The sequence below is a fragment of the Rhizobium sp. 18055 genome, from assembly GCF_902706285.1.
Classification (GTDB): Bacteria; Pseudomonadota; Alphaproteobacteria; order Rhizobiales; family Rhizobiaceae; genus Rhizobium.
In genome coordinates this window covers 1-26,230 of the sequence record NZ_CACSKD010000019.1, presented here as the reverse complement: position 1 = coordinate 26,230, position 26,230 = coordinate 1, and the positions used below count along the sequence as shown (strand labels likewise).

Sequence of the window (26,230 nt, the reverse complement as noted above, 5' to 3'; positions counted from 1 at the left end):
TCCGGGAATTGCTGATGGAGATCGAGACACGACCACGCCCCTGCGGAGCGCCGAACAATGGCGCGACCGTCGCATGCGTCATCCTTGCGGCGGGCCGCGCCAGCCGCATGGGAGAGGGCGGGCCACACAAGCTGCTTGCGGAATTCGATGGTGTCCCTCTCATCCGGCGCTGCGCGCTTGCAGCCCTGGCCAGCGGCGTGGCAGCCGTGGCTGTGGTGACGGGATACCGGCGCTCGGATATCGAAGCGGCGCTTGAAGGTTTGCACCTCGCTTGCGTACACAACGAACACTACGCCTCCGGCATGGCGTCCTCGCTCATCGCTGGATTTTCGGCAGAACCGGCAATCCACGCGGATGGGATCATGGTCATGCTTGCCGATATGCCGGCCGTATCGACTGCTGACCTTGACGCGTTGCTGGCTGCATTCCGCCAATCTGGCGGCGAGGCGATCGTCCGGGCGGTTTGCGGCGGCAAGCGCGGCAATCCGGTCATTCTGCCGCGCGCTCTTTATGGCGCAGTGCGGCGGCTGGAAGGCGATGTCGGGGCGCGATATGTTATTGAAGAGTCGGGCATGCCGGTGGTCGGCGTGGATATCGGCGTCGGCGCTCATCTGGATGTCGATACGCCGGATGCCGTGATTGCAGCCGGTGGCATATTGAAGGGATAGGTCGATGGATGCAACGGAAATTGAGGACATGTTTCAAGGGCTCGGCCCCGTGACCGTCAAGCGGATGTTCGGTGGCAAGGGCATCTACCATCTCGGCCGCATCATCGCGCTCGAGTTCCGAGGCGATATGCTGCTGAAGGCCGACGAGGTCAGTTCGCCGGAATTCGCGGACGCCGGTGCCAGCCAGTGGACCTATGAGGGCAAGAGCGGCAAGCCGGTGAAGATGCCCTATTGGTCGATCCCTGACGATGCCTACGACGATCCCGACCTGATGGCGCGATGGGTGAGGCTTGCCTACGAAGCGGCGCTCAGGGCGGAGTAGGCCGGCATCGATCCGGGTTCAGCCAACGCTTTGATGCGTCAGGCGAATTGTTCTGATGTCAGGTATGAAATGGCCGCCTGCGCGAAGGCCGAGAGCGGCTCTGGCAGCTCGTTGCGGCTGTACCAGCCAAAGGCCGAAAGCTTGTCCGGCTCCACCAGGCTCGGCTCGCCCGCGACTTCTTCAGCGATGTAGAGCAGGGAAATCCAGTGCTGCTGGTCGGCTTCACTGATCACTTCCGTCGGACCAAGAAGGGTAATCCGGCCGATCTCGAGGCCGCTCTCTTCTTCGGCCTCGCGGCGTGCTGCCTGCTCGGCCGGTTCCATATGATCGACCTTGCCGCCCACAATGCTCCAGTGGCCGGCTTCAGGCGCGCGCACGCGCTTGTAGAGCAGGAGCTTGCGGTCCCGCAGGATGACCAGGCCTACACCGAGGCCGGGAAAATCGATGCCGGGACTGCCCATCGCTTAGATCTTGGCGCCTGCCGTGATCAGCATGAAGGCGGGGATGTCGTCGCCGAAACCAACTGGTGTCGGGCCGTCATCGTGATCGCGGTAGCGGCGACGCTCGCGATTGTCGTCGTTGGCCGGATAAGGGCGGCTGTTGCGCGCGTTGTTATGCGGCTTGTTGTTTTCTGCTTTGCGCTCTTGCTTCACGCTCTCGACCCTTGCTGGTGCGGCTGGTACTGGTACCGGTGCTGCTGCTACTTCGATCGTCTCGACGACATTATCCTCGATGGCGATTTCAGATTTATGACCTGAACGGCTTCTGCCGCGGCCACGGTCCTTGTCGCGCTCGCGACCACCATCTCGACCCTTGCGGCGCGAGCGGTCGTCATCGCGGCCTGGTTCAGCCGGCGGCAACGCGGAGAGATCGCCATTGTGCCATTCGACCTTCTCACCGATCAGCTTTTCGATCGCGTCGGTGTGTTTCTGGTCGCGGCTGGTGACGAGTGTAAATGCAGCGCCTGCGCGGCCTGCGCGGCCGGTACGGCCGATGCGGTGCACGTAATCCTCAGCGTGGATCGGTACATCGAAGTTGAAGACGTGGCTGACATCGGGAATGTCGAGGCCACGGGCAGCGACGTCGGAGGCTACCAATAGCTGGAGCTGGCCGTCGCGGAAGCTTTGGAGCATGGTGGTGCGCGAACGCTGGTCCATGTCACCGTGCAGCGCGCCGACGGAGAAGCCGTGACGTTCCAGCGAACGGAACAGGTCGGCCACGTCCTTCTTGCGGTTGCAGAAGATGATGGCGTTCTTCAGTTCGTCCTGCGAGCGAACCAGATCACGAAGCGTAGAGCGCTTCTCGTAGTCCTTGCCGTGCGAAGCGATGAAGCGCTGCGTGATGGTCTTCGACGCAGAAGCGGGCTTTGCCACTTCGATGCGTTCGGGATTCTGCAGGAACCGGTCGGCCAGCTTCTGGATTTCCGGCGGCATTGTTGCCGAGAAGAACAGCGTCTGGCGGGTGAACGGGATCATCTTGGCGACGCGTTCGATATCGGGAATGAAGCCCATGTCGAGCATGCGGTCGGCTTCGTCGATGACAAAGATCTCGACGCCGCTCATCAAAAGCTTGCCGCGCTCGAAATGGTCGAGCAGGCGGCCGGGGGTGCAGATCAGAACGTCTGCGCCACGCTCAAGCTTGCGATCCTGCTCTTCGAACGAGACGCCGCCAATCAGCAGTGCCACGTTGAGGCGATGGTTCTTGCCGTATTTCTCGAAGTTCTCGGCCACCTGAGCGGCGAGTTCGCGGGTCGGCTCAAGGATCAGCGTGCGCGGCATACGAGCGCGGGCGCGGCCCTTTTCCAGCAGCGACAGCATCGGCAGAACGAAGGAGGCGGTTTTGCCCGTGCCCGTCTGTGCAATGCCGCAAATATCGCGGCGCTGCAGCGCAAACGGAATCGCGCCAGCCTGAATAGGTGTTGGCACCGTGTAGCCCGCGTCTGTGACAGCGGAAAGCACTTTTTGGCTCAAGCCAAGATCAGCAAATGTCGTCAAAGGGAAAACTGTTTCCGTTCCGGTTCGGCCGGACTCAGGCTTGAGTCGGCGTGATTGCATGCCGCAATGCAGCGCCACATAGGCTGAAACGGTTGAGAAGTCAAGGAAGCGGCGTGTTCTCAGGTGGAGTGAGGTAAAAGTCCCGTTAGTGCAATCGCTCAGTTTATATAGCTGGCAAGCTTGGTGCCGGCGCTGATGAAATAGATTGGATCGACGGCGCGTCCATTCTGGCGAACCTCATAGTGCAAATGGGTGCCGGTGGAACGACCTGTGCTTCCAGCCAGGCCGATGGTGTCCTGCCGATCGACCGTGTCGCCGACCTTAACCAGGATCTCCGACATGTGGCCGTAGCGCGTCGAGATGCCGTTCCCATGATCGACCTCGACCATATTGCCGTAACCGCCGGTCCAGCCGGCGGTGATGACTTTTCCAGGGGCTGTCGGGTGAACCTTTTCGCCGGGAGCAAAACGGAAATCGACGCCCGCGTGCAGTGCCAGGCGACCGAGGAAGGGGTCGCGGCGGTTGCCGAAGGGGCTGGTGATTTCCTTGCCGATGGCCGGATTTTGAAAGGGAAGCGAGGCTGCCGTGCTCCGCACCGTCTCAAGCCGTGTCAGCGCGGTGTCCAGTTGTGCCAGCGAGTTGTCGAAGTCGTCACCCGCTTCGGGCTCGACGAAGGGGCCGCCGACCGCGCTGTCGTCGTTCGACTTGGCGCTTGCGGATTCGGCCGGTACGCGGATCTGGAAGCGTGTGAGCACGCCGGAGATCGTGTCGGAAGCATCGCTGGCGTCTGATGTCAGTTGGCTGACCCGATCGCGCTGGCGCTGTTCGACGCCTTTCAGCGACAGGGTGACCTTGGAAAAGACGCGGTCGGCTCTGTCGCCGATGGTTTCGCGGGCGGGAACGTCAGACAGCGTCGTATTGTCGGGCGTCACCTCGGCCGGGGCCACATTGCTGGCGAGTTGTGTCTCGATGGCCTGCATGGCGGCCGGCAGTTCGGCACGCTTGCCTTTTGCGTCCGGCGCATAGGCAGAAGCCGGGGCTTCATTCTTTTCGTTGAGACCAGAGTTTTCGGCGCGATCCAGCAGTTGGCCGAGCTTGCCACGGCGTGAGGTGAGCGCCTGTTGCTGCTCCATCAACTTGTCGACCTTGTCTTCGACGACCTGCTGATCGAGCAGTTGACGGGAGGTGACACGATCGACCTGGGCGCGCAGTGCTGCAATTCGATCTTCGTAATCGTGCTGCATGCGCGCCTGGCGGGCCATGGTCGCGCCGATCAGGTCATCGCGCAGCACGAGATAGGAGGTTGCAAGCAGGTAGCCGATGGCGAAAACGCCGACGAAGCAGAAGGCAATGGCGGCCATCCATGGCCTGACGGTCAGGTGACGGACCTGATCGCCGCTGGCAAGGATCAGGATATGCTCCTGCTTTTGCTTGCCGAATACGCGGTTCTGCTGTGTGTGCGTCACGGAGAATCTCCCAACTGACGGACCTGCCTCAATTGGCTTGATTACACACTGTTAAGGTTAATAAATTCTTAGATTGGCGTTGACGCAAGGGTGGTTGAGCCTGGCTGGAAGGGGCGTTGATCCACAAAGCGACAGTCTCCAACCCTGAACCGGCATGTTGGTTTCCAGCGCATCAATCCCGTGGTCCAGAGAAGCGGTGCGGATCGCATTGACCGCACCGCCTGAGAGTGTCGGTAAGGTTGACCGACGTTCAGAGAGACAGGTTCCGGGCGGCGGCAAGCACGGCTTCGGCATGACCGGGCACTTTGACCTTCTGCCAGATGGTGCCGACCGTTCCGTCCGGGCGAACCAGAAAGGTGGTGCGTTCCAAGCCCATATAGCTGCGGCCATACATGCTTTTCTGTTTCCAGACGCCGTAGGCTTCGAGCGTGGTCTTTTCCTCATCGGCCACGAGTGCAACAGCAAGCTTATGCTTTTTGATGAAGCGATCGTGGCACGCTGCGGAGTCCGGCGACATGCCGATAACCACAGCGCCCACCTTTGCGAACTCGTCTGCGAGAGCGGTGAAAGCCAGTGCTTCGGTCGTGCAGCCCGATGTGTCGTCCTTGGGATAAAAGAACAGGACCAATGCCTTGCCGCGGAAATCGGCCAATTTCACGCGTCCGCCGCCATCTCGGGGTAGATCGAAGTCGGGTGCGCTGGAGCCGATGGTGATATCCGCCATGGGTGAAACCTTTCTTTTGCCGGGTTTGTGGATAAGACGTGATTTGCCAGATATATATGGGACAAATCGGTATCCAGCCAGTCTGGTCCACCACAAGCTAGGGAGTTAGGCGAGGCGCATGTCGGCGATCCGCGGCGAGAAGATCAGATTCCGCAAGAAAGATATCGTCGCACTGCACGACCTTCCCTCTGCGCGCACCGAAGATCCAATGATCGTGCATTGCCCGCCGGCGCGTTCGCGTACGCGGCGCACGGTCAGCATGGCTGGCGGTTGCCTGGGTGTTCTGCTTTTCATCATCGGTGCCATCATCTTCACCATCGAAAGCGGCATCTTCGACGAGCCGTTGTCGCGGCAGGCACAGTCGGCGCTGAATTCGGCCATCGGGCCACGCTATCGCGCGGAAGTCGGCTCGACGGTGGTTCGCTTCACCTCGAACATGCGACTGGCGCTTGAGGCGCGCGACGTCAATGTGATCGACGAAAAGAGCGGTCAGCATATGTCGACGACTGGCTCGATGCGGATGGCGCTTGACCCGCTGCAGCTGTTTCGCGGCCGTATTGCGATTGCGCAGGTGGAGGCGCAGGACATTGCGCTCGACCCGGCACTACTGCCTTCCGGCAAACCGCTTAAACTGGACGACCTGCGCATAGACGAGATTCCGGCTGCGATGGAAGCGGCTTTCGACCAGTTGGACGTCCTCGACGGTTTCGTCGAGCGTGGGGGGACAAAATCGATCAAGCTCGAGGGCATCGACATCAAGCTGGCCGATACCGCAAACGGGCCGCTGTCCATGGTCGTCAACAGTCTGGTGTTTTCCAGGAATGCCCAGAATGCGCTGCAGCTTGACGGCGAGATTGCGATCAACGGCGAGATGACGACGCTCAGTGTTTCGACCGAAAAGATGGACGGGCGCACGGCGCGGCTGACCGGCCAATTGCTCGGTGCCGATCTGGCGCCATTCACGCTGAAGCGCAACCCGCTCGGCGAGATCCGCCAGGGTGTGGATGGACGTGCCGACCTGCTGATCTCGGCGGTTCGCAGCGGCGATACCTCGAAGCCGTCGCTTGCTGCCACCGTCAACCTGCAGCCGGGCCTGCTCTATATGGATGCGGACGAGCAGGAAATGAGCGGCGGCCGAATCAATCTCGCCTATGATTTCTCCAAGCAATCGCTTGAGATTGCCCATTCCCAGGTTCAGTTCGGTGCAACGAAGGTTCCATTCAATGGTGCGGTGATCGATCTGGACAAGATCGATGCCGCCGCCGACAAGGGTTTCGGGATCGATCTTCTGGTCAGCGGCGGTACGGCTGCCTCGACAATTTCGGGCGAGCAGCCGCTTCCCTTTGATATTCAGGCGACTGGACGCTATTCCGTCGCGGGGCGCGAGCTGCAATTTCCCAATATTGCCGTGTCCAGCCCCGGTGGATCGCTTTACGGTTCGCTGCATGTGCGTTTTGGCGACCGTTCTCCCGAGATCAGCTTTTCCGGGCAGTCGCAACAGTTGCAGACGACGGCCGTCAAGCAGCTCTGGCCATTCTGGATGGCAACGAAGGGGCGCGAATGGGTGGAGCGCAACCTGTTTGGCGGTACGGTCACCAATGCATCGCTCGCCGTCTTCATTCCGTTCGGGCGGCTGGATGAGGCCATCGGCAAAGGGTTGAAGCTGGATGAAAAGCAGATCCAGGTCGCTTTCGATATCGCCGGCACACGCATGAACGTGACAGGCGATATCCCGCCGATCCGGGACACCAATGCTCACTTCGAATTGGCTGGCCCTCGGGCGACCATCGCGATCAAGAGCGGCAAGTCGTTCTTTGCATCGGGCCGCACGGTGGATGTGGGTGAGGGTACCTTCATTCTGCCCGCAACCTACGACAAGCCGCTGATGGCGGAAATCGATCTGCCTGTCTCGGGCGCAGCCGATGCGATTGGTGAGTTGCTGACCTACAAGCCGATCCAGGTGCTGCAGCGGGCCGGGTTCGTTCCCGAGGACTTCAGCGGCAAGGTGACGGCGTCCGTACAGGCACGCATCGGCCTGATCGCTTCGCAAAATCCGCCGCCAGCTGACTGGAAGGCAACGCTGCAGCTGCAGGACGTGGATGTTGCCAAGCCGATATCGGGTCGGAAGATCACCGGGCTGAATGGGGTTCTCACTGCCGATCCCAAGCAGGTGCACCTCGACGGCAAGGGCAATATCGACGGCGTGGCGGCAACGATCAAGCTCACGGAACCGACGGACCGGTCGTCCGACGCCCAACCGCAGCAATCCGTCACCGCGACGCTGACCAACGATCAGCGCGAGAAAATCCTGCCGGGTTTGTCGGACATCATCGACGGCACGATCAGTGTCGAACTCAACCGCATCGACAAGGATCGGCAGTCCGTCTCGCTTGACCTGGGGAAGGCGCGGCTGGATTTGCCATGGATCGGCTGGTCCAAGGGAAGCGGCATCGGCGCGACGGCGGATTTCGAGATTTCCGGGCCAGATGACAATCTGCAGATCAAGAACTTTGTGCTGAAGGGCGATGGTTTCGGCGCCAGCGGTTCGCTGGCTCTGAGCAAGGGCAATCTCCAGAAAGCGGATTTCGACAGCGTCAAGCTGTCGTCGGTCGATAGCTTTGCCGTTTCGATCAGGCGCAGCAAGGGCGGCATGGATGTGTCGGTATCCGGAAGCAGCGCCGATGTTCGACCGATCCTGGCGGGGATCAAATCCGGCAGCGGCGACAAGGGCGACAGTGCCAGCAAGGGCGGCAGCAGCATTTCTCTCAAGGCCAAGCTGGACACGGTCGTCGGCTTCAACGACGAGAAGCTGCAGAACATCCAGGCGAGCTATGTTGCCCAGGGAAGCCGTATTCAATCGTTGAACCTCTCCGGCGTGACGGGCAGCGGCGAAGCCATTGTGGCGCAAACACAGGGCGGCGGCGTGATCAACATCACCAGCGGCGATGCCGGTGCTGTGTCGCGGTTCGCCGACCTATACCAGCACATGCGCGGCGGGCTGCTCAATCTGGCCATCCGGCTTGGCGCGGGCGGCGATTGGGACGGCTCGATCGATGTCCGCCGCTTCTCGATCGTCAACGAACAGCGTCTGCACTCGATCGTCTCGACGCCGGTGGGGCAGGAGCAGCGAAGCCTGAACTCTGCGGTCAAGCGTGATATCGATACATCCGCCCAACGCTTTCAGCGCGGCTTTGCCCGTATCGTATCGAAGGATGGCGTTGTCAGCATCGAAAACGGTGTGGTGCGCGGCGACCAGGTCGGTGCTGTTTTCCAGGGCACGCTGCGGGATGTGCGCGGCAACATGGACATGACCGGGACGTTCATGCCCGCCTATGGGCTGAACCGGCTGTTTGCCGAATTGCCGATCATCGGCATCCTTCTCGGCAACGGCACCGATCGCGGGCTGATCGGCATTACCTTCAAGCTGACGGGCAAACTCGATGCACCGAACCTCACGATCAATCCGCTGTCGATCATTGCGCCAGGTGTGTTCCGCAACATCTTCGAGTTTCAGTAGGCACAAAAAAGCCGGCGCGATGGCCGGCTTTTTCGTCCTGTCCTATGGCGCTGCTCAGGCGGCGCGACGGATGAGGATATGCTTCTTCTTGCCGAGCGACAGCTTGATCACCCCATCGGCGGTGATCTCGCCGCTGCCGATCAGCTTGCGCTCGTCGCTGACAGTTTCGTCGTTGATGCGCACGGCACCCCCCTGCACGTGACGCCGGGCTTCGCCGTTGGTGGTCGCAAGGCCGGCGCGGACGATCAGCGCCAGGAGGCCGATGCCGGCGTCGAGTTCGGAAGCCGGGACATCGACCGACGGCAGGTTGTCGGCGAGCGCGCCTTCCTCGAAGGTCTTGCGGGCCGTTTCGGCCGCCTGTTCGGCGGCTGCGCGACCGTGAAGGATCGAGGTCACTTCGGTGGCGAGGATCTTCTTGACGTCGTTGATTTCGGAGCCGGCGAGCGCCGAGAGGCGACCGACTTCGTCCATCGGTAGCGTCGTGTAGAGCTTCAGGAAGCGCGAGACGTCGGCGTCTTCGGTGTTGCGCCAGTACTGCCAGAAATCATAGGCGGAGAGCATGTCGGCATTCAGCCATACGGCACCCGTTGCCGACTTGCCCATCTTGGCGCCCGACGATGTGGTCAGCAGCGGTGAGGTCAGCGCGTAGAGCTGCTGCGTCCCCATGCGGTGACCGAGATCGATGCCGTTGATGATGTTGCCCCACTGATCCGAACCGCCCATCTGCAGGCGGCAATCGTAACGCTTGGCCAGTTCGACGAAGTCGTAGGCCTGCAGGATCATGTAGTTGAACTCAAGGAACGAGAGCGACTGCTCACGATCGAGGCGCGTCTTAACGCTGTCGAAGGCGAGCATGCGGTTGACCGAGAAGTGCCGGCCGACATCGCGCAGGAATTCGAGGTAGTTGATCGACCGCAGCCATTCGGCATTGTTGATCATCAACGCGTCCTTCGGACCTTCGCCGTAGCTGAGGTAGTTCGAGAACACCTGCTTGATCGAGGCGATGTTGCTCTCGATGGTGTCAACCGTCATGAGCTGGCGAGCTTCGTCCTTGAATGAGGGATCGCCGACCATACCGGTGCCGCCGCCCATCAGCGAGATCGCGCGGTGACCGGTTGCCTGCAGCCAGTGCAGCATCATGATCTGGATCAGCGAGCCGGCGTGCAGGCTGGGTGCCGTCGGGTCGAAGCCGATATAGGCCGTCACGGTTTCCTTGGCGAGCAGGGCGTCGAGGCCGGATTCATCGGAGACCTGATGAATGAAGCCACGCTCTTTCAGCGTGCGGAGGAAATCGGATTTGAACTCGGACATGACCTTTTGACTCTCGATCAGGATTTTCGGAATGGCTATTGTTGAAGCGTCGCGGCGCGTTTAGCACTGTTTTCTCGAACAGTCACCATTTGGTTGATTTGTCACTTTGTTGTTGGATATCCGAGGGGCCATGGGCAGCGTAAGAACGGCAATCGGTCTGATGAGCGGCACGTCGATGGACGGCATCGATGCGGCGCTGCTGCATACGGATGGCGAGCGGATCATCCGGCGTGGTCCGTTTCTCTATGTTCCCTATGACGACGACCTGCGCAGCCGCTGGAAGGCGGCGCTGCAGACGGCCAAGGCGGTGGTCGAGCGGGGCGACCGGCCGGGAGACCTTGCCGATACCGAGCGGGTGCTGACGCTTTGCCATGCGGCCGTGGTCAAATCTTTTCTGGCGCGCAACGGTCTTTCGCCCGAGGACATCGATTTGATCGGTTTTCACGGGCAGACGGTGCTGCATCGGCCGGATGCAGGCGTGACGGTGCAGATTGGCGACGGGCCGTTGCTGGCGGCGGAGACCGGTATCGATGTGGTCTACGACATGCGCGCCAACGACATGGCGCATGGCGGGCAGGGTGCGCCGCTGATCCCGGTCTACCACGCAGCGCTGTCGGCTAACCTGCCGAAGGGTTTTGCGGCACCAGTCGTCTTCGTCAATATCGGCGGCATTTCCAATCTGACTTTCGTCGGCAGCGATGGCACGCTGTCTGCTTTCGACAGCGGGCCGGGCAACATGCTGATCGACCAATGGATCGAGGCGCATACGGGACGTGCATACGACCGCAATGGTGAGACCGCCAGCCGTGGCAAGGTGGTGCCCGATCTGGTGCGGCGCTATCTCGACAGTCCATTCTTCTCGGGCAATGTGCGGCGCTCGCTCGACCGCAGCGATTTCGTGCCGCCCGTTAAGGGCGAGGTCTCGCTCGAAGATGGTGCAAGGACGCTGGCGCACCTGACGGCGGCGTCGATCCTGAAGCTTGCGGATCATCTGCCGCAACCGCCGAAGACCTATGTGGTCTGCGGTGGCGGGCGGCTCAATCCTGTCATCATGCAGGAGTTTTCGGAGTTGGCTGCGGCGAAGGGTGCGCGGGTTGTGTCGGCAGAGGCCGGCGGTTTCGACGGTGGTGCTATGGAGGCGGAAGCCTGGGCCTATCTGGCTGTGCGCTCGGTCGAGGGATTGCCGTTGACGTTTCCCGGCACGACAGGGGTTGGCGCGGCGGTTAGCGGTGGTGTGCTGGCGAGGAAGCCATGACCGGTCCTGATCGGTAGCTCACCCCACATTTATAACGTCGGATCAGCTTTGACGAGTAGTTCCAGCGCCTGGTCGATTTCGCCGTGTCCGCGCCCGGCCATTGTTTCGAACGTCTGGCGGGCCTCAAAATCGCGGACCATCCGCGCCGTCATTTCGCCGAGCAGATCATCAACGGTTTTTCCGCTTTCGTTTGCCATGTCGGCGATCTTCTTTTCGACGTCAGGTGAAACCTGAAAACTCAGCACGGTCATGAGTTCTGCTCTTCGAGAAATAGTTCAGGCGTCAGAATCCGCAAATCCGGAAACCGCAACTCCTGTCGGCGAAAATCGCGCTCATTGTACGTCACGATTGTAGCGTTGTTTGCGGCGACAGCCAATTCGAAAACGTGATTGTCGGCTTCGTCAGGCAGATTGGGGCGCCACAGGAAGAAAACATCCTGCCATCGGCAGCAGGAGACGAAGGCACGGAGGAGAATCTGGCGTTCTTCCGAATTCAAGCGTGCGGCTTTGAAAAGGTCTTCACGGTTGAGCACATCGAGGTATTCGAGCAACAATGACGCGCCGATAACAGGCTAGGCTTTTTCCGTCAGGCAGGCCTCCAGCAGGCGGGAGGCTGGGCCGTTGCCGATACATGCGCTGACCAGCACATTGGTATCGACAACGATGTTCATCCTTAGCGAATCCGCTTGGCAGCCGGTTCCGGCACCAGTTCGCCGTTGAGGCGCCGGTCGAGGTAGTCCTCGCATTCGCCCATCAGCGTGTCGACCTGGCCGTTGAAGAAGTGGTTGGCGCCGGGGATGACCTTGTGGGTGATCAGGATGCCCTTCTGGGTCTTCAGCTTCTCAACCAGACCGTTGACGTCCTTCTCAGGCGCCACCTTGTCGGCGTCGCCGTTGATGATCAGACCGGAAGACGGGCATGGCGCCAGGAAGGAGAAGTCGTAGGTGTTCGGCTGCGGGGCGATCGACATGAAACCTTCGATCTCCGGGCGGCGCATCAAAAGCTGCATGCCGATCCACGAGCCGAAGGAATAGCCGGCGACCCAACAGGTCTTCGAATCAGGGTGTAGGCTCTGGACCCAGTCGAGCGCCGATGCCGCATCCGAAAGCTCGCCGGCGCCGTGGTCGAATTCACCCTGGCTGCGGCCGATGCTGCGGAAGTTGAAGCGCAATGTCGTGAACCCACGCTTCTGGAACATGTAGAAGAGCTGGTAGACGATCTGGTTGTTCATCGTGCCGCCGAACTGGGGGTGCGGGTGCAGGATGAGAGCAATCGGCGCGCTCTTTTCCTTGGAGGGCTGGTAGCGGCCTTCAAGGCGGCCTGCGGGGCCGTTGAAAATGACTTCGGGCATCGGTACTCCGGCTTTTATTTCTCGCGTTCGGGCTGCGCAGACTTGACGGATGTTGTCAGCTTTTCTAAAACGCAGTTTAGAACAATTCGAAACTTGCATGGCAATCCACGCATTGTGGGATGTGTCATAAGGCAAGCCCGGCTGACTTTTCAAGGAAAATGAGCCGAACTGCCTCGCAAGGATTAAGCGCAGGACGAAAAGATCATGGCGCCGCCACGTCTTTATCTCGATTGGAACGCGACAGCGCCGCTGCATCCAGCAGCGCGCGAGGCGGTTCTGCGCGCCATGGACCTGTTCGGCAATCCGAGTTCGGTGCATGGCGAAGGCCGTGCCGTGCGCGCTGCCATCGAAGGCGCGCGCCGCCAGGTTGCTGCACTCACCGGTGCCGATCCAGCGCATGTGATCTTTACCAGTGGCGCGACCGAGGCTGCCAACATGGTGCTGACGCCCGATTTCCGCATGGGCCGCACGCCGATGGCGATCGGCCATCTCTATTATTCGGCGATCGAGCATCCGGCCGTTCGCGAGGGCGGGCGGTTTGCCAAGGACCAGACGAGCGAGATTGCGGTGACCTCTGCCGGGATCGTCGATCTCGATTCGTTGCAATCGCTGCTCAGCGCTCACGACAAGTCGGCCGGTTTGCCTGTCGTTGCGGTGATGCTTGTCAATAACGAGACCGGTGTCGTTCAGCCGATCTCTGATGTCGCCAAGATCGTGCAGGCGCATGGCGGCTTGCTGGTGGTCGATGCGGTTCAGGCCGCGGGCCGGCTGAAGCTTGATATCCATGCCTTGGGCGCCGATTTCATGATCGTCTCCTCGCACAAGATCGGCGGCCCGAAGGGCGCCGGCGCTCTGGTGTCGCGCGGCGAGGTTCTGATGCCGCGGGCGCTGATCCACGGCGGCGGCCAGGAAAAGGGTCACCGGTCGGGGACCGAGAATTCGCTGGCCGTGATCGGCTTTGGTGCGGCGGCTGAGGCTGCTGTTGAAGAGCATGACAAACGCAACGGCAGGATTTCGCAGCTGCGCGAGCGGCTGGAGGCCGGGATGTCTGCTGCAGCGCCCGATGTGATCATCTATGGCGCAGGACAGACACGTGTCTCGAACACGACATTCTTCACGCTGCCGGGGCTCAAGGCCGAGACCGGGCAGATCGCCTTCGATCTCGAAGGTGTGGCGTTGTCGGCAGGCGCTGCCTGTTCGTCGGGAAAAGTCGGCGAGAGTCATGTGCTGGTCGCCATGGGACACGATCCCAAGCTCGGGGCTCTGAGAATTTCGCTCGGCTTTTCGACGACGGAAGACGATATCGCCAAGGCGATTGCCACATTTGCGAAAATAGCCGCCCGGCGAAAGCCGGCCGGAGAGGCGGCCTGACTGCCTAACAAATTTGCGAAAACGCAAATTTCCGCTTGCCATTCGGGCTGAAAAGTCCCCTTTGGCCACCTACATAAGGGGCAACCCATATTGCCCGAACGACAAGCTGCCGGACCTTTTATCCGGCGAGATTGGAGAACGACATGCCAGCCGTCCAGGAAACGGTCGATCGCGTCAAGGAAATCGACGTCGATCAGTACAAATACGGTTTCGAGACGATCATCGAAATGGACAAGGCGCCCAAGGGCCTGTCCGAAGACATCATCCGTTTCATTTCTGCCAAGAAGCAGGAGCCGGAATGGATGCTCGAATGGCGCATGGAAGCGTATCACCGCTGGCTGACGCTCGAGGAGCCGAACTGGGCGCGTGTCGATTATCCGAAGATCGATTTCAACGACATCTATTACTACGCAGCACCGAAGAGCACGCCGGGTCCGAAGTCGCTCGACGAGGTCGATCCGGAGCTGCTGAAGGTCTATGAGAAGCTCGGCATTCCGCTGCGCGAGCAGGAAATCCTGGCCGGCGTCGAACGTCCTCGGATTGCCGTCGATGCGGTGTTCGACAGTGTCTCCGTCGTCACGACGTTCAAGGAAGAACTGAAGAAGGCCGGCGTGATCTTCATGTCGATCTCCGAAGCCGTTCGCGAGCATCCCGAACTGGTGAAGAAGTATCTCGGCACCGTGGTTCCGACCAGCGACAACTATTATGCGACGCTGAATTCGGCTGTGTTCACCGACGGTTCGTTCGTGTTCATTCCGAAGGGCGTTCGCTGCCCGATGGAGCTGTCCACCTACTTCCGTATCAACGAGAAGGGCACCGGCCAGTTCGAGCGCACGCTGATCATCGCCGAAGAAGGCGCCTACGTCTCCTACCTCGAAGGCTGCACGGCGCCGCAGCGCGACGAAAATCAGCTGCATGCCGCTGTCGTCGAGCTGGTGGCTCTCGATGATGCCGAGATCAAGTATTCGACGGTGCAGAACTGGTATCCGGGCGATGCGAACGGCAAGGGCGGCATCTACAACTTCGTGACAAAGCGCGGCGACTGCCGTGGCGACCGGTCGAAGATTTCGTGGACGCAGGTCGAAACCGGTTCGGCTATCACCTGGAAGTACCCGTCCTGCATCCTGCGCGGCGACGACAGCCGCGGCGAGTTCTACTCGATCGCCGTGTCGAACGGCCACCAGCAGATCGATTCGGGCACAAAGATGATCCATCTGGGCAAGAACACGTCGAGCCGCATCGTCTCCAAGGGTATCGCTGCCGGCGTGTCGCAGAACACCTATCGCGGCCAGGTTTCGGCCCACCGAAAGGCGTCGAACGCGCGCAACTTCACGCAGTGCGATTCGCTGTTGATCGGCGACAAGTGCGGCGCGCATACGGTGCCCTACATCGAGGCGAAGAATTCGACCGCGCAGTTCGAGCACGAAGCGACGACCTCGAAGATTTCCGAGGACCAGCTGTTCTACTGCCTGCAGCGCGGCATCCCGACCGAAGCGGCGATCGCCCTGATCGTCAACGGCTTCGTCAAGGAAGTCCTGCAGGAACTGCCGATGGAGTTTGCGATCGAAGCGCAAAAGCTGATCAGCATCTCGCTGGAAGGTAGCGTCGGGTAACACGGTTTCGTCGTTCTCCGGTTTGTCCGGAGGATGATGGCATGGTGGCGACGTGCGGGGATGGGAATTGTCCGGACCTGTCGTGATCATGGTTGCACCCATGAATGTTGCGGACTGCGAGACGTGCTTAGATCCTCGGGACAAGCCCTGGGATGACGACGGAGTAGGTGGCGGATTGGTGGTGACTGTTGGCTGGAGCGGATCTGGCTCAGGTCCAACGTCATCCCAGGGCTTGTCCCGAGGATCTGCCGTCGCAAACCGGGGTTTGGACGGTCGTGGTTGTGCCCTTGGGCGTTGCGGGCTGTGAGACGTGCATAGATCCTCGGGACAGGCCCGAGGATGACGACGGAGAAGGTCGTGGATTTGGTGGTGACGGTTGGCTGGAGCGGATCTGGCTCAGGTCCAACGTCATCCTCGGGCTCGTCCCGAGGATCTGCTGTGGCCAACCGGGGTTTGGACGGTCGTGGTTGCGCCATTGAGCGTTGCGGGCTGCGAGACGTGTTCAGATCCTCGGGACAAGCCCGAGGATGACGACGGAGAAGGTCGTGGATTGGTGGTGACGGTTGACTGGGGCGGTCTGGCTCAGGTCCAACGTCGTCCTCGGGCTCGTCCCGAGGATCTGCTGTCGCCAACTGGGGTTTGGACGGTCGTGGTTGTGCCCTTGGGCGTTGCGGACTGCGAGACGTGCTTAGATCCTCGGGACAAGCCTGAGGATGACGACGGAGTAGGATGGCGGATTGGTGGTGACGGTTGGCTCGGGCATCTGGCTCAGGTCCAACGTCATCCTCGGGCTCGTCCCGAGGATCTGCTGTCGCCAACCGGGGTTTGGACGGTCGTGGTTGCCTCCATGAGCGTTGCGGGCTGCGAGACGTGATCAGATCCTCGGGACAAGCCCTGGGATGACGACGGAGAAGGTGGCGGATTGGTGGTGACGGTTGGCTGGTGCGGATCTGGCTCAGGTCCAACGTCATCCTCGGGCTCGTCCCGAGGATCTGCTGTCGCCAACCGGGATTTGTACGGTCGTGGTTGTGCCCTTGGGCGTTGCGGGCTGTGACACGTGCTTAGATCCTCGGGACAAGCCCCGAGGATGACGACGGAGAAGGTGGCGGATTGGTGGTGACGGTTGGCTGGAGCGGATCTGGCTCAGGTCCAACGTCATCCTCGGGCTCGTCCCGAGGATCTGCCGTCGCCAACCGGGGTTTGGACGGTCGTGGTTGTGCCCTTGGGCGTTGCGGACTGTGAGACGTGCAGATCCTCGGGGCAAGCCCTGGGATGACGAAGGAGAAGGATAGGATCGACCGTAGCGGGATGTAGGGATGAGTGGGTTCGTCTACATGATGTCCGATAAACCGCGTGGCGTGATCTACACCGGTGTCACCAGCGATCTGCATGATCGCAGCTGGGAACATCGCAATGAAGTGCATGAAGGGTTTACGCAGAAGTACAAGGCGAAGAACCTCGTCTGGTTCGAGACCCATCCCAACATCGTCTTGGCGATACAGCGGGAAAAGTCTTTGAAGCGCTATCTGCGTGAATGGAAGATCAGGCTTGTGGAGAGCTTGAACCCAAGCTGGGTCGATCTCTACGAACGGATCGACGATATCGAGAATGCCTATCGGCCACATCCGCAGACGCAACAGTGGTCGGATTACAATTGAAGTCCTCCCCGGGACAAACCCTGGGATGACGGATCGAGCTAAGAGGCGGCCCTTGAAACCGCTGTATGAACAGGAACAATAGAATGCTTGAGATCAAGAACCTGCACGCCCGCATCGCCGAAGACGGCACCGAGATCATTCGTGGTCTGAACCTGACCGTGAAGGCCGGCGAAGTTGCGGCCATCATGGGGCCGAACGGCTCCGGCAAGTCGACGCTGTCCTACATTCTCTCCGGCCGCAGCGACTATGAGGTCACCGAGGGCGAGATCCTCTATAACGGCGAGAGCATTCTCGATCTGGATCCGGCCGAGCGTGCCGCCAAGGGCATCTTCCTGGCCTTCCAGTATCCGGTCGAAATTCCGGGTGTTGCCACCATGCAGTTTCTCAAGGTGGCGATGAACGAGCAGCGCAAGGCGCGTGGCGAAGAAGAACTGAAGACGCCTGATTTCATGCGCCTGGTGAAAGAATCCGCTGCCAAGCTGCAGATCAACACCGAGATGCTGAAGCGTCCGCTCAATGTCGGTTTCTCCGGCGGCGAAAAGAAGCGTGCCGAGATCCTGCAGATGGCGCTGCTGGAACCGAAGCTGTGCATCCTCGACGAGACTGACTCGGGCCTCGACATCGACGCGCTGAAGATCGTGGCCGACGGCGTCAATGCGCTGCGCTCGCCGGATCGCGCCGTGATCGTCATCACCCACTACCAGCGCCTGCTCGACTACATCGTGCCGGATACCGTCCACGTTCTCTACAAGGGCCAGGTCATCAAGTCGGGCGACAAGACGCTGGCGCATGAACTGGAAGCCAATGGCTACGCCGACATCATCGGGGCGGCAGCCTGATTTTAGGCGGAAAGGACTGGTCGCATGAACATGCAGACGACTAACCGCCTGACCGCCGCGGAAGCGGCGCTGATCGAGGCATTCAACAACGAGATCGGCGATCTGCCCGGCGACGGCGCAGTGATTGCCATCCGTGACCGCTTGCTCGACGACCTGAAGACCTCGGGCCTGCCGACACGCCGTGTCGAGGCCTGGCATTATACCGATCTGAAGACGCTGCTGCGTGCCGTGCCTGTTCAGGCGGGTGATGCCGGTTCCGATGCCCGCGATCCGCTGGTCGAGGGTGCAACGGTTCTGTCGGTCATTCAGGGACGTCCCGACCACAAGGCGCGGGCCGGCGATCTGGTGCTGTCGAGCTATGCCGAAGAACTGTCGAACGGTTCGGCCGCGGCGGGCCTCGGCGCGCTCGACAAGGATGATGCGGTTGGTCGCATCAATGGCAGCTTCGTGCGCGACGGTTATGTGATCGACGTGCCTGCCGGAACCGGGCTGGAAGAGCCGCTGGAAATCCAGTTCGTTCATGCCGGCGGCCAGACGCATACGCGGCTTCCTGTCACCTTCGGCGCTGCCGTCAAGGCGACCGTGATCGAGCATCACCTCTCGGTGACCGGCGATGCAGCCCTTGTCTCGCATGTCAGCGACATCACGCTGGGAGACGGTGCCGAGCTCACCTGGATCATCGTCCAGCAGCAGGGTGCGGACGACACGCATCTCGGCCAGATCCGCGTCGATCTCGGCACGGATGCCAAGCTGAAGCTGTTCGTCATCAATGCCGGCGGCAAGCTGGTGCGCCAGGAACTGCACATCAAGGTGACCGGCGAGGGCGCCGATCTGACGCTGCGCGGCATCAACCTGCTCGGCGGCGAGACGCATACCGACGTCACCATGGTGCTCGGCCACAACGTGCCGAACACCGGCTCGACCGAGATCATCCGCAACGTCGTGTTCGACCGCGCCAAGGGTGTGTTCCAGGGCATGATCCGGGTGGCACCCGATGCGCAGAAGACCGACGCGAAGATGGCGTGCAACACGCTGCTCATGTCCGACGATGCCGAGTTCTCGGTGAAGCCGGAACTCGAGATCTTCGCCGACGACGTTCAGTGCGGGCATGGCGCAACGGTGGCCGATATCGATCGCAACCATCTCTACTACCTGATGGCGCGCGGTATCCCGGAGAACAAGGCGCGGGCCATGCTGGTCAATGCCTTCGTCGCCGAGATCGTCGAGGAACTGGACAATGAAGCCATCGTCGAGGCGCTGGAAGGCGTCATTTCGACCTGGCTCGAAAAGCACGCCTGATCGGATCTGATGATGGACAAGATAGTGCCTGTGACCGCCTATGACGTCGAAGCCGTTCGCAAGGATTTTCCGATCCTTGCGAAGCAGGTCTATGGCAAGCCGCTGGTCTATCTCGACAACGGTGCCTCGGCGCAGAAGCCGCAGGTGGTGATCGATGCCATCAGCCATGCCTATTCCGATGAATATGCCAATGTGCATCGCGGCCTGCACTTCCTGTCGAATGCCGCAACCGAAGCCTATGAAGGAGCGCGAGAAAAGGTGCGCCGCTTCCTGAATGCGCCTTCGGTCGACGAGATCGTCTTCACCAAATCCTCGACCGAGGCGATCAACACGGTCGCCTACGGCTGGGGCATGCCCAATATCGGCGAAGGCGACGAGATCGTCGTGTCGATCATGGAGCACCACTCGAATATCGTGCCGTGGCATTTCATCCGTGAGCGGCAGGGTGCCAAGCTGGTCTGGGTTCCCGTCGATGACGACGGCGCCTTTCATATCGAAGCCTTCGAGGCGAGCCTGACCGAGCGCACCAAGCTGGTGGCGATCACGCAGATGTCGAATGCGCTGGGCACGGTCGTTCCGGTCAAGGAGATCTGCCGGATTGCGCATGAGCGCGGAATTCCGGTGCTGGTCGATGGTTCGCAGGGCGCCGTCCATATGCCTGTCGACGTGCAGGATATCGATTGCGATTGGTATGTGATGACCGGCCACAAGCTCTACGGTCCCTCGGGGATCGGCGTGCTCTACGGCAAGAAGGATCGGCTGGCCTCGATGCGGCCGTTCCAGGGCGGCGGCGAGATGATCTTCGACGTCACCGAGGAAGCCGTCACCTATAACGAGCCGCCGCATCGCTTCGAGGCCGGTACGCCGCCGATCGTCCAGGCGATCGGGCTTGGCTATGCGCTGGATTACATGGAAAAGATCGGCCGCGAGGCGATTTCGCGGCATGAGGCGGATCTGGCGACCTATGCTGCCGAGCGGCTGCGCGAGGTCAATTCGCTCAGGGTGATCGGCAATGCGCCCGGCAAGGGCGGGATATTCTCGTTCGAGCTGGCCGGGCTGCATGCCCATGACGTCTCGACGGTGATCGACCGCCGTGGGGTGGCTGTCCGGGCCGGCACGCATTGCGCCATGCCGCTCTTGAAACGCTTCGGCGTCACCTCCACATGCCGTGCATCCTTCGGCATGTACAATACCCGCGCCGAGGTCGATGCGCTCGCCGATGCGCTTGATTATGCGCGCAAGTTTTTTGCTTAAGGAGTGTCCCGCATGAGCCTGGATGATAGCGAACAGAAGATCGACGTGCGCGACGGGATCGTGCATTCCAGCATTCCGGCCGACGAGCTGGCGCGCCTCAGCGACGACGTCATCATGGCGCTTAAGACGGTCTACGATCCGGAAATTCCGGCCGATATCTTCGAGCTCGGGCTGATCTACAAGATCGACATCGAAGACGACCGGATGGTGAAGATCATGATGACGTTGACGGCACCCGGCTGCCCGGTGGCCGGCGAGATGCCGGGCTGGGTCGAGAATGCGGTCAGTTCCGTCGAGGGCGTTTCGGGCGTCGAGGTTGGCATGACCTTCGATCCGCCGTGGACGCCGGACCGGATGTCGGAAGAGGCGCAGGTGGCGGTCGGCTGGTATTGATATCGACGATGCGCTAGGCTGACTGCGCCTAACGGAGGTTTTGCCATGCCGCCACTGGAGACGTTGCGTATCGAGGTTTCGGCCGAGGTGAGCGAAATCATCGAGGAGGCGGTCGGCTCTGGTCAGTTCGCCTCTGCAAGCGAGATGGTCTCCTCCGCCCTTGTCGATTGGAAGACTTCGCGACTTGGTCACGGCTATACCGCCGAGGAACTCAGGCAGTTCGTAGACGAAGCCGAAGCGAGCGGCGAGCCGATCGACGGCAAGACGGCTATGCGGAAAATCCAGAGCGAACTTGAGGACTATATCGCACGGCGCGCAACGCGATGAGCTTGTGCTGCGCCCGCGGGCGATAGCCGATATTGGCGCGATTGCCACCTACATAGCCGATCGCAATCCGGGTGCCGCCCGAAAGTGGGCGGGATCGATAATCGACGCGTTCGAATTGCTTGGCGATTATCCGACACTTGGGCACCTCAGGGACGATGTCAGACCGGGCGTGAGAGTTTATCCTAAAGGGAACTATCTTATTCTCTTTCGGCGCAGCGGGGATGATGCTGTCATCCTTCGCGTCATTCACGCCGCCCGGGACCGGCCCAGACATAGCCGATGAATTCTGGCGGTTGATCGAACCGCTGCGAGCGACTACATATTCGTATAACGAAGCGCCGGACCTTGAACCCGGTCGTGGAAGGAGATTGAGCCGATGGGCTTTGCCGTGATGAGCATGACCGAGACTGCCGCCGAGCGGGTAAAGGCGATCGTCGAGAATTCCGGGGCGGATGCCATGGGGATTCGCGTCGGGATCAAGAAGGGCGGTTGCGCGGGGATGGAGTATACCATCGACCTGGTCAGCGAGCCGAACGCCAAGGATGACCTGATCGAACGCGATGGCGCCAGGGTGTGGATCGAGCCGTCGGCGGTTCTCTATCTGCTTGGCACCGAGATGGGTTTCGAGCAGACGACGCTGCGCTCCGGTTTCACCTTCACCAATCCGAACCAGACGTCGGCCTGCGGCTGCGGCGAATCGGTCGAGCTGAAGCCTGCCGATCTTGCGGCGCTGGCTGCTCGTGGCGATGCCGTGGTCCCGGCGCACTGATTGCCACATCCTTTCGAATTCTATCGCAGGCCGCCGTTTCCGGCGGCCTTTTTCGTTGCGATGGCCGTCGAAGCGATTAGAGAGCTTCTGACGGTCGGGCCCGGTGCCCGTGGACGAGGGATAGACTGACGCATGCTGCTGCTGTTCCTGAAGGGCGCTCTCCTGGGTGTCATCATCACCGCGCCGCTCGGGCCGATCGGCATGCTGTGCATCAACCGGACGCTGGAGCGCGGCTTTCTCGCCGGCTTCTCGTGCGGCTTCGGCACGGCAGTGGGGGATGCCAGCTATGCGCTGGTGGCCGTCACCGGCATCGCCGTCTTTGCCGAAACGATGTCGATGGCGACGCTGCCATTGGCGATCGGCGGCGGGCTGCTGCTGCTCTTCCTCGGCTATCGCGGGTTGACGCATCATCCGGTCGAGGCTGCCGATATCAGCGCAGGCGGGTTGCTGGCGACCACGGTTGCGACCTTCCTTTTGACGATCTCCAATCCGGCGACCATCCTGTCTTTCGGCGCGCTGTTTGCCGGCTTCGGGCTGATGGACGAGACGCGGCGGTTCAGTTCGGCAGCGATTGTCGGCGGCGTGTTCCTGGGCTCGCTGGCCTGGTGGTTCTGCCTCAGCGGTGCGGTCAATCTGGCGCGCAACCGGCTGCCTGCGAATTTCACCACGAAGGTCGTGAGGGGCACCGGTTTCCTTCTCGTCGTCTTCGGTCTGGTGGCGCTCGGTTCGGCGGCCTATACGCTGCTGAAATAGAAGCAGTAGGCGGACGGATACCAGGGATCGCATGCAAAGCCACCGGGCGGGCAAAACCCTCCGGTCGATCGGCATGATGAGGACGGGGCGCCAGAGGCTGCCTGATAAATGTTTGTTATGGTGACACCCTCCGGCGTCCCGTTCGGCGGTCTGCGGTCGTTTCAGTTCCTTTTTGCGGGTTTCGGCATCTTTGACAGAGATATGCTCGCGGGCTTGTTGCTGTTGTTGCGCTTTCGCTGCCCGGGCATCCCGAAGGGCCGTCTTGTCTCGGCGCGGTGACGGATCTCCACGGACCTGTCGTCCGCGGCACCTTCGCACCGTTCCGGCACAGCCTTTCAGCTGTTGCCGTTCGGCCAGTCGCCGTCCCCTATGTGCCGAGGCGCGTGGTATCGGCATCGCCGACCTTTGCGCCCGCACGCCGGCATTGCCGCCGGCAGGACCATTCCACGACGCCTTCCGTTTCACCTTGCGTTACAGGTTTCCCGAAAGCGCCGGTCCCGCCTCGCCGGCAACGCTACCGGTGTATCCGAAAGCGGGACGGGCCGAGTGTCGCACCGGCGCGAGATACGGGGGCGAAAAAACGTACAGGACGCTGATTTTGCTGGGTTTTGACAGTCGTTTCTTCCAACCGCCGCCGTTTGCCAAGACACTCCGGCCCGATATTGCAACTCATATCCAGACTACACGCCAGAAGGGAAGTTTCCGGGTCGTGATGTCCCAGTATTCGCAGCTTCATCTTCGTTTTCCGGATGGGATATGCCCAAAACCGACCGGTATTTCTCCAACCTGCGTTGTACTTCGGTTCCGGTGATTGGATGTACTATAGTTTTTGATGGGTAAATGAGATCATTAGAAATTAGTCCGATGTTAACTGCGCCGCTGGATATCCATTGATCGATACTTCGCTCATTAGGAGGCTGAATTGTTTTCGATTCGCAATGTTTTGATCGCCGTTGTTCTTGTGATTTCTGCCGGGCTGGCCGCTCTGGTTTCCAGCAAGCTGCTGAATTCCTACACAACCTATGCCACGAACGGGCAGGTGGCCGCCAATGCACAGCTCGACAAGGCATTGTTCAAGGCACTGCTCGCCTTCCGCAGCGAACGCGGCGACAGCGTTACCTCTCTTGGCCTGTCTGCTGCCGATGGCGCGGGAAGCATCGAGAGCGTGCGCAAGCAGCGGGCTGTCGTCGATGGCGCGTTGGCACAGGCGAAGGCGGTTTCGGCCGGCCTCAGCAACAAGGCTCTGGCGCCGATCCTTTCCGATCTGGATGCCGGTTACAGTGCGCTCCTTTCGCTACGGTCATCGATCGATGCTGAGCTGTCGAAGCCTGTCGATCAGCGCGATGGGGCCATTGCGCAGCGCATGCTGACATCCGGCAACGAGTTCCTGGCCAAGCTGGAAACCACCTCGGCTGCAACCGAAGCCGAAATACGCACGCTCGACAATTCGCTGATGGACCTGGTGCAGCTGCGCTACTTCGCATGGTCGGCACGCGCTGCCGGCGGTTCGGCGACCGTGGCCATCAATGGCGCGATCTCCGGCAACCGCGCGCTGCAGCCGAAGGAAGCCTCCGACCTGGCTGCCGGCGATGTCCGCATCGCATTTGCCTGGGCAGCGACCAAGATACTGGCCGAACATCCTTCTGTTCCCGAGACCATCAAGAGCGCCTTCGCAACGGCGCAGAGCAGCTATTTTTCCGGTCCCTTCGCTGAAAAGCGCGCCGGCATCCTGGCTGATCTGACCAACGGCCGGCCATCGTCCCTGGGCATCGACCAGTGGCGCACGGAAGCAACGGCGGCACTCGGCACCATCGGCAACGTTGCCTCGCTGGCCATGGATGCGCTGGCGGCGAAAGCCGATGCGACCCGCGAAACGGCACTCGCAACGCTTCTGTTCTACAGCGTCCTGCTGCTGGCGACCGCTGCGGTGACGATTGCCGCCTTCGTGATCGTGGTCTTCCGGGTCGTTCGTCCGATCGGACGGTTGACGACGACGATGCGGGTTCTGTCCGAGGGTCACACCAATATTCTGGTGCCTTATGCGGACCGCACCGACGAAATCGGCAATATGGCGGCATCCGTCGAGGTGTTCCGCCTGGCAGCGATCCGCAACAACCAGCTCGAGGCTGACGCCGAAACCAACCGCCAGAAGGCCGAGCGCGAGCGTATCGAAGTACAGCGCCGCGCCGAGGAAGAGGCGGAAATCCGCCTGACCCAGGCAACCGGCGCCCTTGCCTCCGGCCTCAAGCTGCTCGCCGCCGGCGACATGACCTGCGAGCTCGACAAGGAGTTCGCCCCGCAGTTCGAAGCCCTTCGTCAGGACTTCAACACCTCCGTGATCCAGCTTCGCAAGGCGCTGGTGGGTGTCGGCAGCGCGGTCGATATGGTCCGCAACGGCAGTGCCGAAATCTCCGGCGCCTCCGACGATCTGGCCAAGCGCACCGAACAGCAGGCGGCGTCACTCGAAGAGACGGCGGCGGCACTGGAAGAAATCACCGCAAACGTCGTGTCGACATCGAAGCGCACGGGCGAGGCCAGAGACGTGGTGCGTGAGACACGCAGCCGCGCCGAGCAATCCGGTGGCGTCGTGCGCAATGCGGTCGAAGCCATGCGCAGGATCGAAGATTCCGCCCAGCAGATCAGCAAGATCATAGGCGTCATCGACGAAATCGCCTTCCAGACGAACCTGCTGGCGCTCAACGCCGGTGTCGAGGCAGCGCGTGCCGGTGAAGCCGGCAAGGGCTTTGCGGTCGTCGCCCAGGAAGTGCGTGAACTGGCACAACGCTCTGCCAATGCCGCAAAGGAGATCAAGGGCCTGATCGGCAACTCTGCCATTGCTGTGTCCGAAGGCGTCAAGCTCGTCAACGAGACCGGCGAAGGGCTGACGGCGATCGAACAGCTGGTACAGCACGTCAACACCCACATGGATGCGATCGCCACCGCCGCACAGGAACAGTCCGTCGGTCTCGGCGAGGTCAACACCGCGATCAACCACATGGACCATGCCACGCAGAAGAACGCTGCAATGGTCGAGGAGATGAATGCAGCCGGCGCCGGACTGGCGCAGGAAAGCAACAATCTCAGCTCGCTGATCGGCGCCTTCCAGCTTGGTGGTCGCAGCGGACAGCTGCGCGAGGTGGCACGGCGGATGGCCGAACCGGCAGCGCCGGCGTCGTCGCCGGCACGGGCGCCACGCGCCGCTGCACCGGCCTATGCCAGCCACGGCAATGCGGCCGTTGCCAACAAGGATTGGGAGGAGTTCTGAGGAACACCGCTCCCGTCTCTCCTGCAAACCGCCCGGACCTCGGTTCGGGCGGTTTTCGTTTGCGCGCAGAGCGGGTGGGCGG

General features: G+C 61.2%; 25 protein-coding genes. 16 read left to right on the top strand and 9 right to left on the bottom strand.

What is annotated here, in order from left to right; translation table 11 throughout:
- Positions 1-14: 14 nt before the first annotated feature.
- Both GVL52_RS24465 and GVL52_RS24460 read left to right on the top strand, forming a co-directional pair.
- On the top strand, positions 15-668 hold the full coding sequence (locus tag GVL52_RS24465; protein ID WP_160011915.1) for an NTP transferase domain-containing protein: 654 nt from the start codon (positions 15-17) through the stop codon (positions 666-668).
- Between the two features lie 4 nt (positions 669-672).
- On the top strand, positions 673-990 hold the full coding sequence (locus GVL52_RS24460; protein ID WP_160011914.1) for a TfoX/Sxy family protein: 318 nt from the start codon (positions 673-675) through the stop codon (positions 988-990).
- A gap of 38 nt (positions 991-1,028) precedes the next feature.
- Here the strand turns inward: GVL52_RS24460 and GVL52_RS24455 are convergent, their stop codons facing one another.
- The 4 genes from GVL52_RS24455 to GVL52_RS24440 form a co-directional block, all read right to left on the bottom strand.
- The gene (locus GVL52_RS24455) at positions 1,029-1,451 is read right to left on the bottom strand and encodes an NUDIX domain-containing protein (RefSeq protein WP_160011913.1); all 423 of its coding nucleotides are present in this window, start codon (positions 1,449-1,451) and stop codon (positions 1,029-1,031) included.
- A 3-nt stretch (positions 1,452-1,454) separates the two neighbouring features.
- Positions 1,455-2,984: a DEAD/DEAH box helicase gene (locus GVL52_RS24450; protein WP_160011912.1), complete on the bottom strand. Its 1,530-nt coding sequence runs from the start codon at positions 2,982-2,984 to the stop codon at positions 1,455-1,457.
- Between the two features lie 158 nt (positions 2,985-3,142).
- Positions 3,143-4,450 carry a M23 family metallopeptidase gene (locus GVL52_RS24445; RefSeq protein ID WP_160011911.1) on the bottom strand — a complete coding sequence of 436 codons (1,308 nt, stop codon included), beginning with the start codon at positions 4,448-4,450 and terminating at the stop codon, positions 3,143-3,145.
- A gap of 250 nt (positions 4,451-4,700) precedes the next feature.
- Positions 4,701-5,174: a peroxiredoxin gene (locus tag GVL52_RS24440; RefSeq protein ID WP_160011910.1), complete on the bottom strand. Its 474-nt coding sequence runs from the start codon at positions 5,172-5,174 to the stop codon at positions 4,701-4,703.
- 118 nt (positions 5,175-5,292) lie between these two features.
- On the opposite strand from GVL52_RS24440, the gene GVL52_RS24435 reads away from it, so the two are divergent.
- Positions 5,293-8,691: a DUF3971 domain-containing protein gene (locus GVL52_RS24435; protein ID WP_160011909.1), complete on the top strand. Its 3,399-nt coding sequence runs from the start codon at positions 5,293-5,295 to the stop codon at positions 8,689-8,691.
- Positions 8,692-8,745: 54 nt separating this feature from the next.
- On the opposite strand, the gene tyrS is transcribed toward GVL52_RS24435, so the two are convergent.
- Entirely contained in the window at positions 8,746-10,002 is a 1,257-nt protein-coding gene (tyrS, locus tag GVL52_RS24430; RefSeq protein ID WP_160011908.1) for a tyrosine--tRNA ligase, read from the bottom strand.
- A 130-nt stretch (positions 10,003-10,132) separates the two neighbouring features.
- On the opposite strand from tyrS, the gene GVL52_RS24425 reads away from it, so the two are divergent.
- On the top strand, positions 10,133-11,257 hold the full coding sequence (locus tag GVL52_RS24425; protein WP_160011907.1) for an anhydro-N-acetylmuramic acid kinase: 1,125 nt from the start codon (positions 10,133-10,135) through the stop codon (positions 11,255-11,257).
- 29 nt (positions 11,258-11,286) lie between these two features.
- Here the strand turns inward: GVL52_RS24425 and GVL52_RS24420 are convergent, their stop codons facing one another.
- From GVL52_RS24420 to GVL52_RS24410, 4 genes are read right to left on the bottom strand one after another with little or no spacing between them, the layout of a single operon-like run.
- On the bottom strand, positions 11,287-11,508 hold the full coding sequence (locus tag GVL52_RS24420; protein WP_160011906.1) for a hypothetical protein: 222 nt from the start codon (positions 11,506-11,508) through the stop codon (positions 11,287-11,289).
- On the bottom strand, positions 11,505-11,822 hold the full coding sequence (locus GVL52_RS24415; RefSeq protein WP_280179116.1) for a putative toxin-antitoxin system toxin component, PIN family: 318 nt from the start codon (positions 11,820-11,822) through the stop codon (positions 11,505-11,507). The genes GVL52_RS24420 and GVL52_RS24415 overlap by 4 nt, the downstream gene beginning before the upstream one ends.
- 6 nt (positions 11,823-11,828) lie before the next feature.
- The gene (locus GVL52_RS30975) at positions 11,829-11,927 is read right to left on the bottom strand and encodes a PIN domain-containing protein (RefSeq protein WP_244619268.1); all 99 of its coding nucleotides are present in this window, start codon (positions 11,925-11,927) and stop codon (positions 11,829-11,831) included.
- 2 nt (positions 11,928-11,929) lie between these two features.
- Entirely contained in the window at positions 11,930-12,607 is a 678-nt protein-coding gene (locus tag GVL52_RS24410; RefSeq protein WP_160011904.1) for an alpha/beta hydrolase, read from the bottom strand.
- 204 nt (positions 12,608-12,811) lie between these two features.
- Between GVL52_RS24410 and GVL52_RS24405 the strand changes: the two genes are divergently transcribed.
- The 12 genes from GVL52_RS24405 to GVL52_RS24350 all read left to right on the top strand — a co-directional run bounded on the left by GVL52_RS24405 (position 12,812) and on the right by GVL52_RS24350 (position 26,148).
- Entirely contained in the window at positions 12,812-13,978 is a 1,167-nt protein-coding gene (locus GVL52_RS24405; protein ID WP_160011902.1) for a cysteine desulfurase family protein, read from the top strand.
- Between the two features lie 143 nt (positions 13,979-14,121).
- Entirely contained in the window at positions 14,122-15,591 is a 1,470-nt protein-coding gene (sufB, locus tag GVL52_RS24400; RefSeq protein WP_160011900.1) for a Fe-S cluster assembly protein SufB, read from the top strand.
- A gap of 1,316 nt (positions 15,592-16,907) precedes the next feature.
- Positions 16,908-17,249, top strand: a complete 342-nt coding sequence (locus GVL52_RS24395; protein WP_160011898.1) for a GIY-YIG nuclease family protein — start codon at positions 16,908-16,910, stop codon at positions 17,247-17,249.
- 83 nt (positions 17,250-17,332) lie between these two features.
- Positions 17,333-18,088 (top strand): Fe-S cluster assembly ATPase SufC, encoded by a 756-nt coding sequence (gene sufC, locus GVL52_RS24390; protein WP_160011896.1) that lies wholly within the window; start codon positions 17,333-17,335, stop codon positions 18,086-18,088.
- Positions 18,089-18,112: 24 nt separating this feature from the next.
- Entirely contained in the window at positions 18,113-19,387 is a 1,275-nt protein-coding gene (gene sufD, locus GVL52_RS24385; protein WP_160011894.1) for a Fe-S cluster assembly protein SufD, read from the top strand.
- A 12-nt stretch (positions 19,388-19,399) separates the two neighbouring features.
- Complete coding sequence (locus GVL52_RS24380) at positions 19,400-20,641, top strand: cysteine desulfurase (protein WP_160011892.1); 1,242 nt, start codon at positions 19,400-19,402, stop codon at positions 20,639-20,641.
- 12 nt (positions 20,642-20,653) lie between these two features.
- A complete protein-coding gene (locus tag GVL52_RS24375; protein WP_160011890.1) occupies positions 20,654-21,034 on the top strand; it encodes an SUF system Fe-S cluster assembly protein in 381 nt (126 codons plus the stop codon).
- A 45-nt stretch (positions 21,035-21,079) separates the two neighbouring features.
- Positions 21,080-21,361: a type II toxin-antitoxin system ParD family antitoxin gene (locus GVL52_RS24370; protein WP_160011888.1), complete on the top strand. Its 282-nt coding sequence runs from the start codon at positions 21,080-21,082 to the stop codon at positions 21,359-21,361.
- A gap of 4 nt (positions 21,362-21,365) precedes the next feature.
- Positions 21,366-21,644, top strand: coding sequence for a type II toxin-antitoxin system RelE/ParE family toxin (locus GVL52_RS31340; RefSeq protein ID WP_160011886.1), 279 nt, complete (start codon positions 21,366-21,368; stop codon positions 21,642-21,644).
- 93 nt (positions 21,645-21,737) lie between these two features.
- Entirely contained in the window at positions 21,738-22,130 is a 393-nt protein-coding gene (gene sufA, locus GVL52_RS24360; RefSeq protein ID WP_160011884.1) for a Fe-S cluster assembly scaffold SufA, read from the top strand.
- A 132-nt stretch (positions 22,131-22,262) separates the two neighbouring features.
- Positions 22,263-22,883 (top strand): LysE family translocator, encoded by a 621-nt coding sequence (locus tag GVL52_RS24355; protein ID WP_160011882.1) that lies wholly within the window; start codon positions 22,263-22,265, stop codon positions 22,881-22,883.
- 922 nt (positions 22,884-23,805) lie between these two features.
- Complete coding sequence (locus GVL52_RS24350) at positions 23,806-26,148, top strand: methyl-accepting chemotaxis protein (RefSeq protein WP_160011880.1); 2,343 nt, start codon at positions 23,806-23,808, stop codon at positions 26,146-26,148.
- The last annotated feature ends 82 nt before the right edge of the window (positions 26,149-26,230 follow it).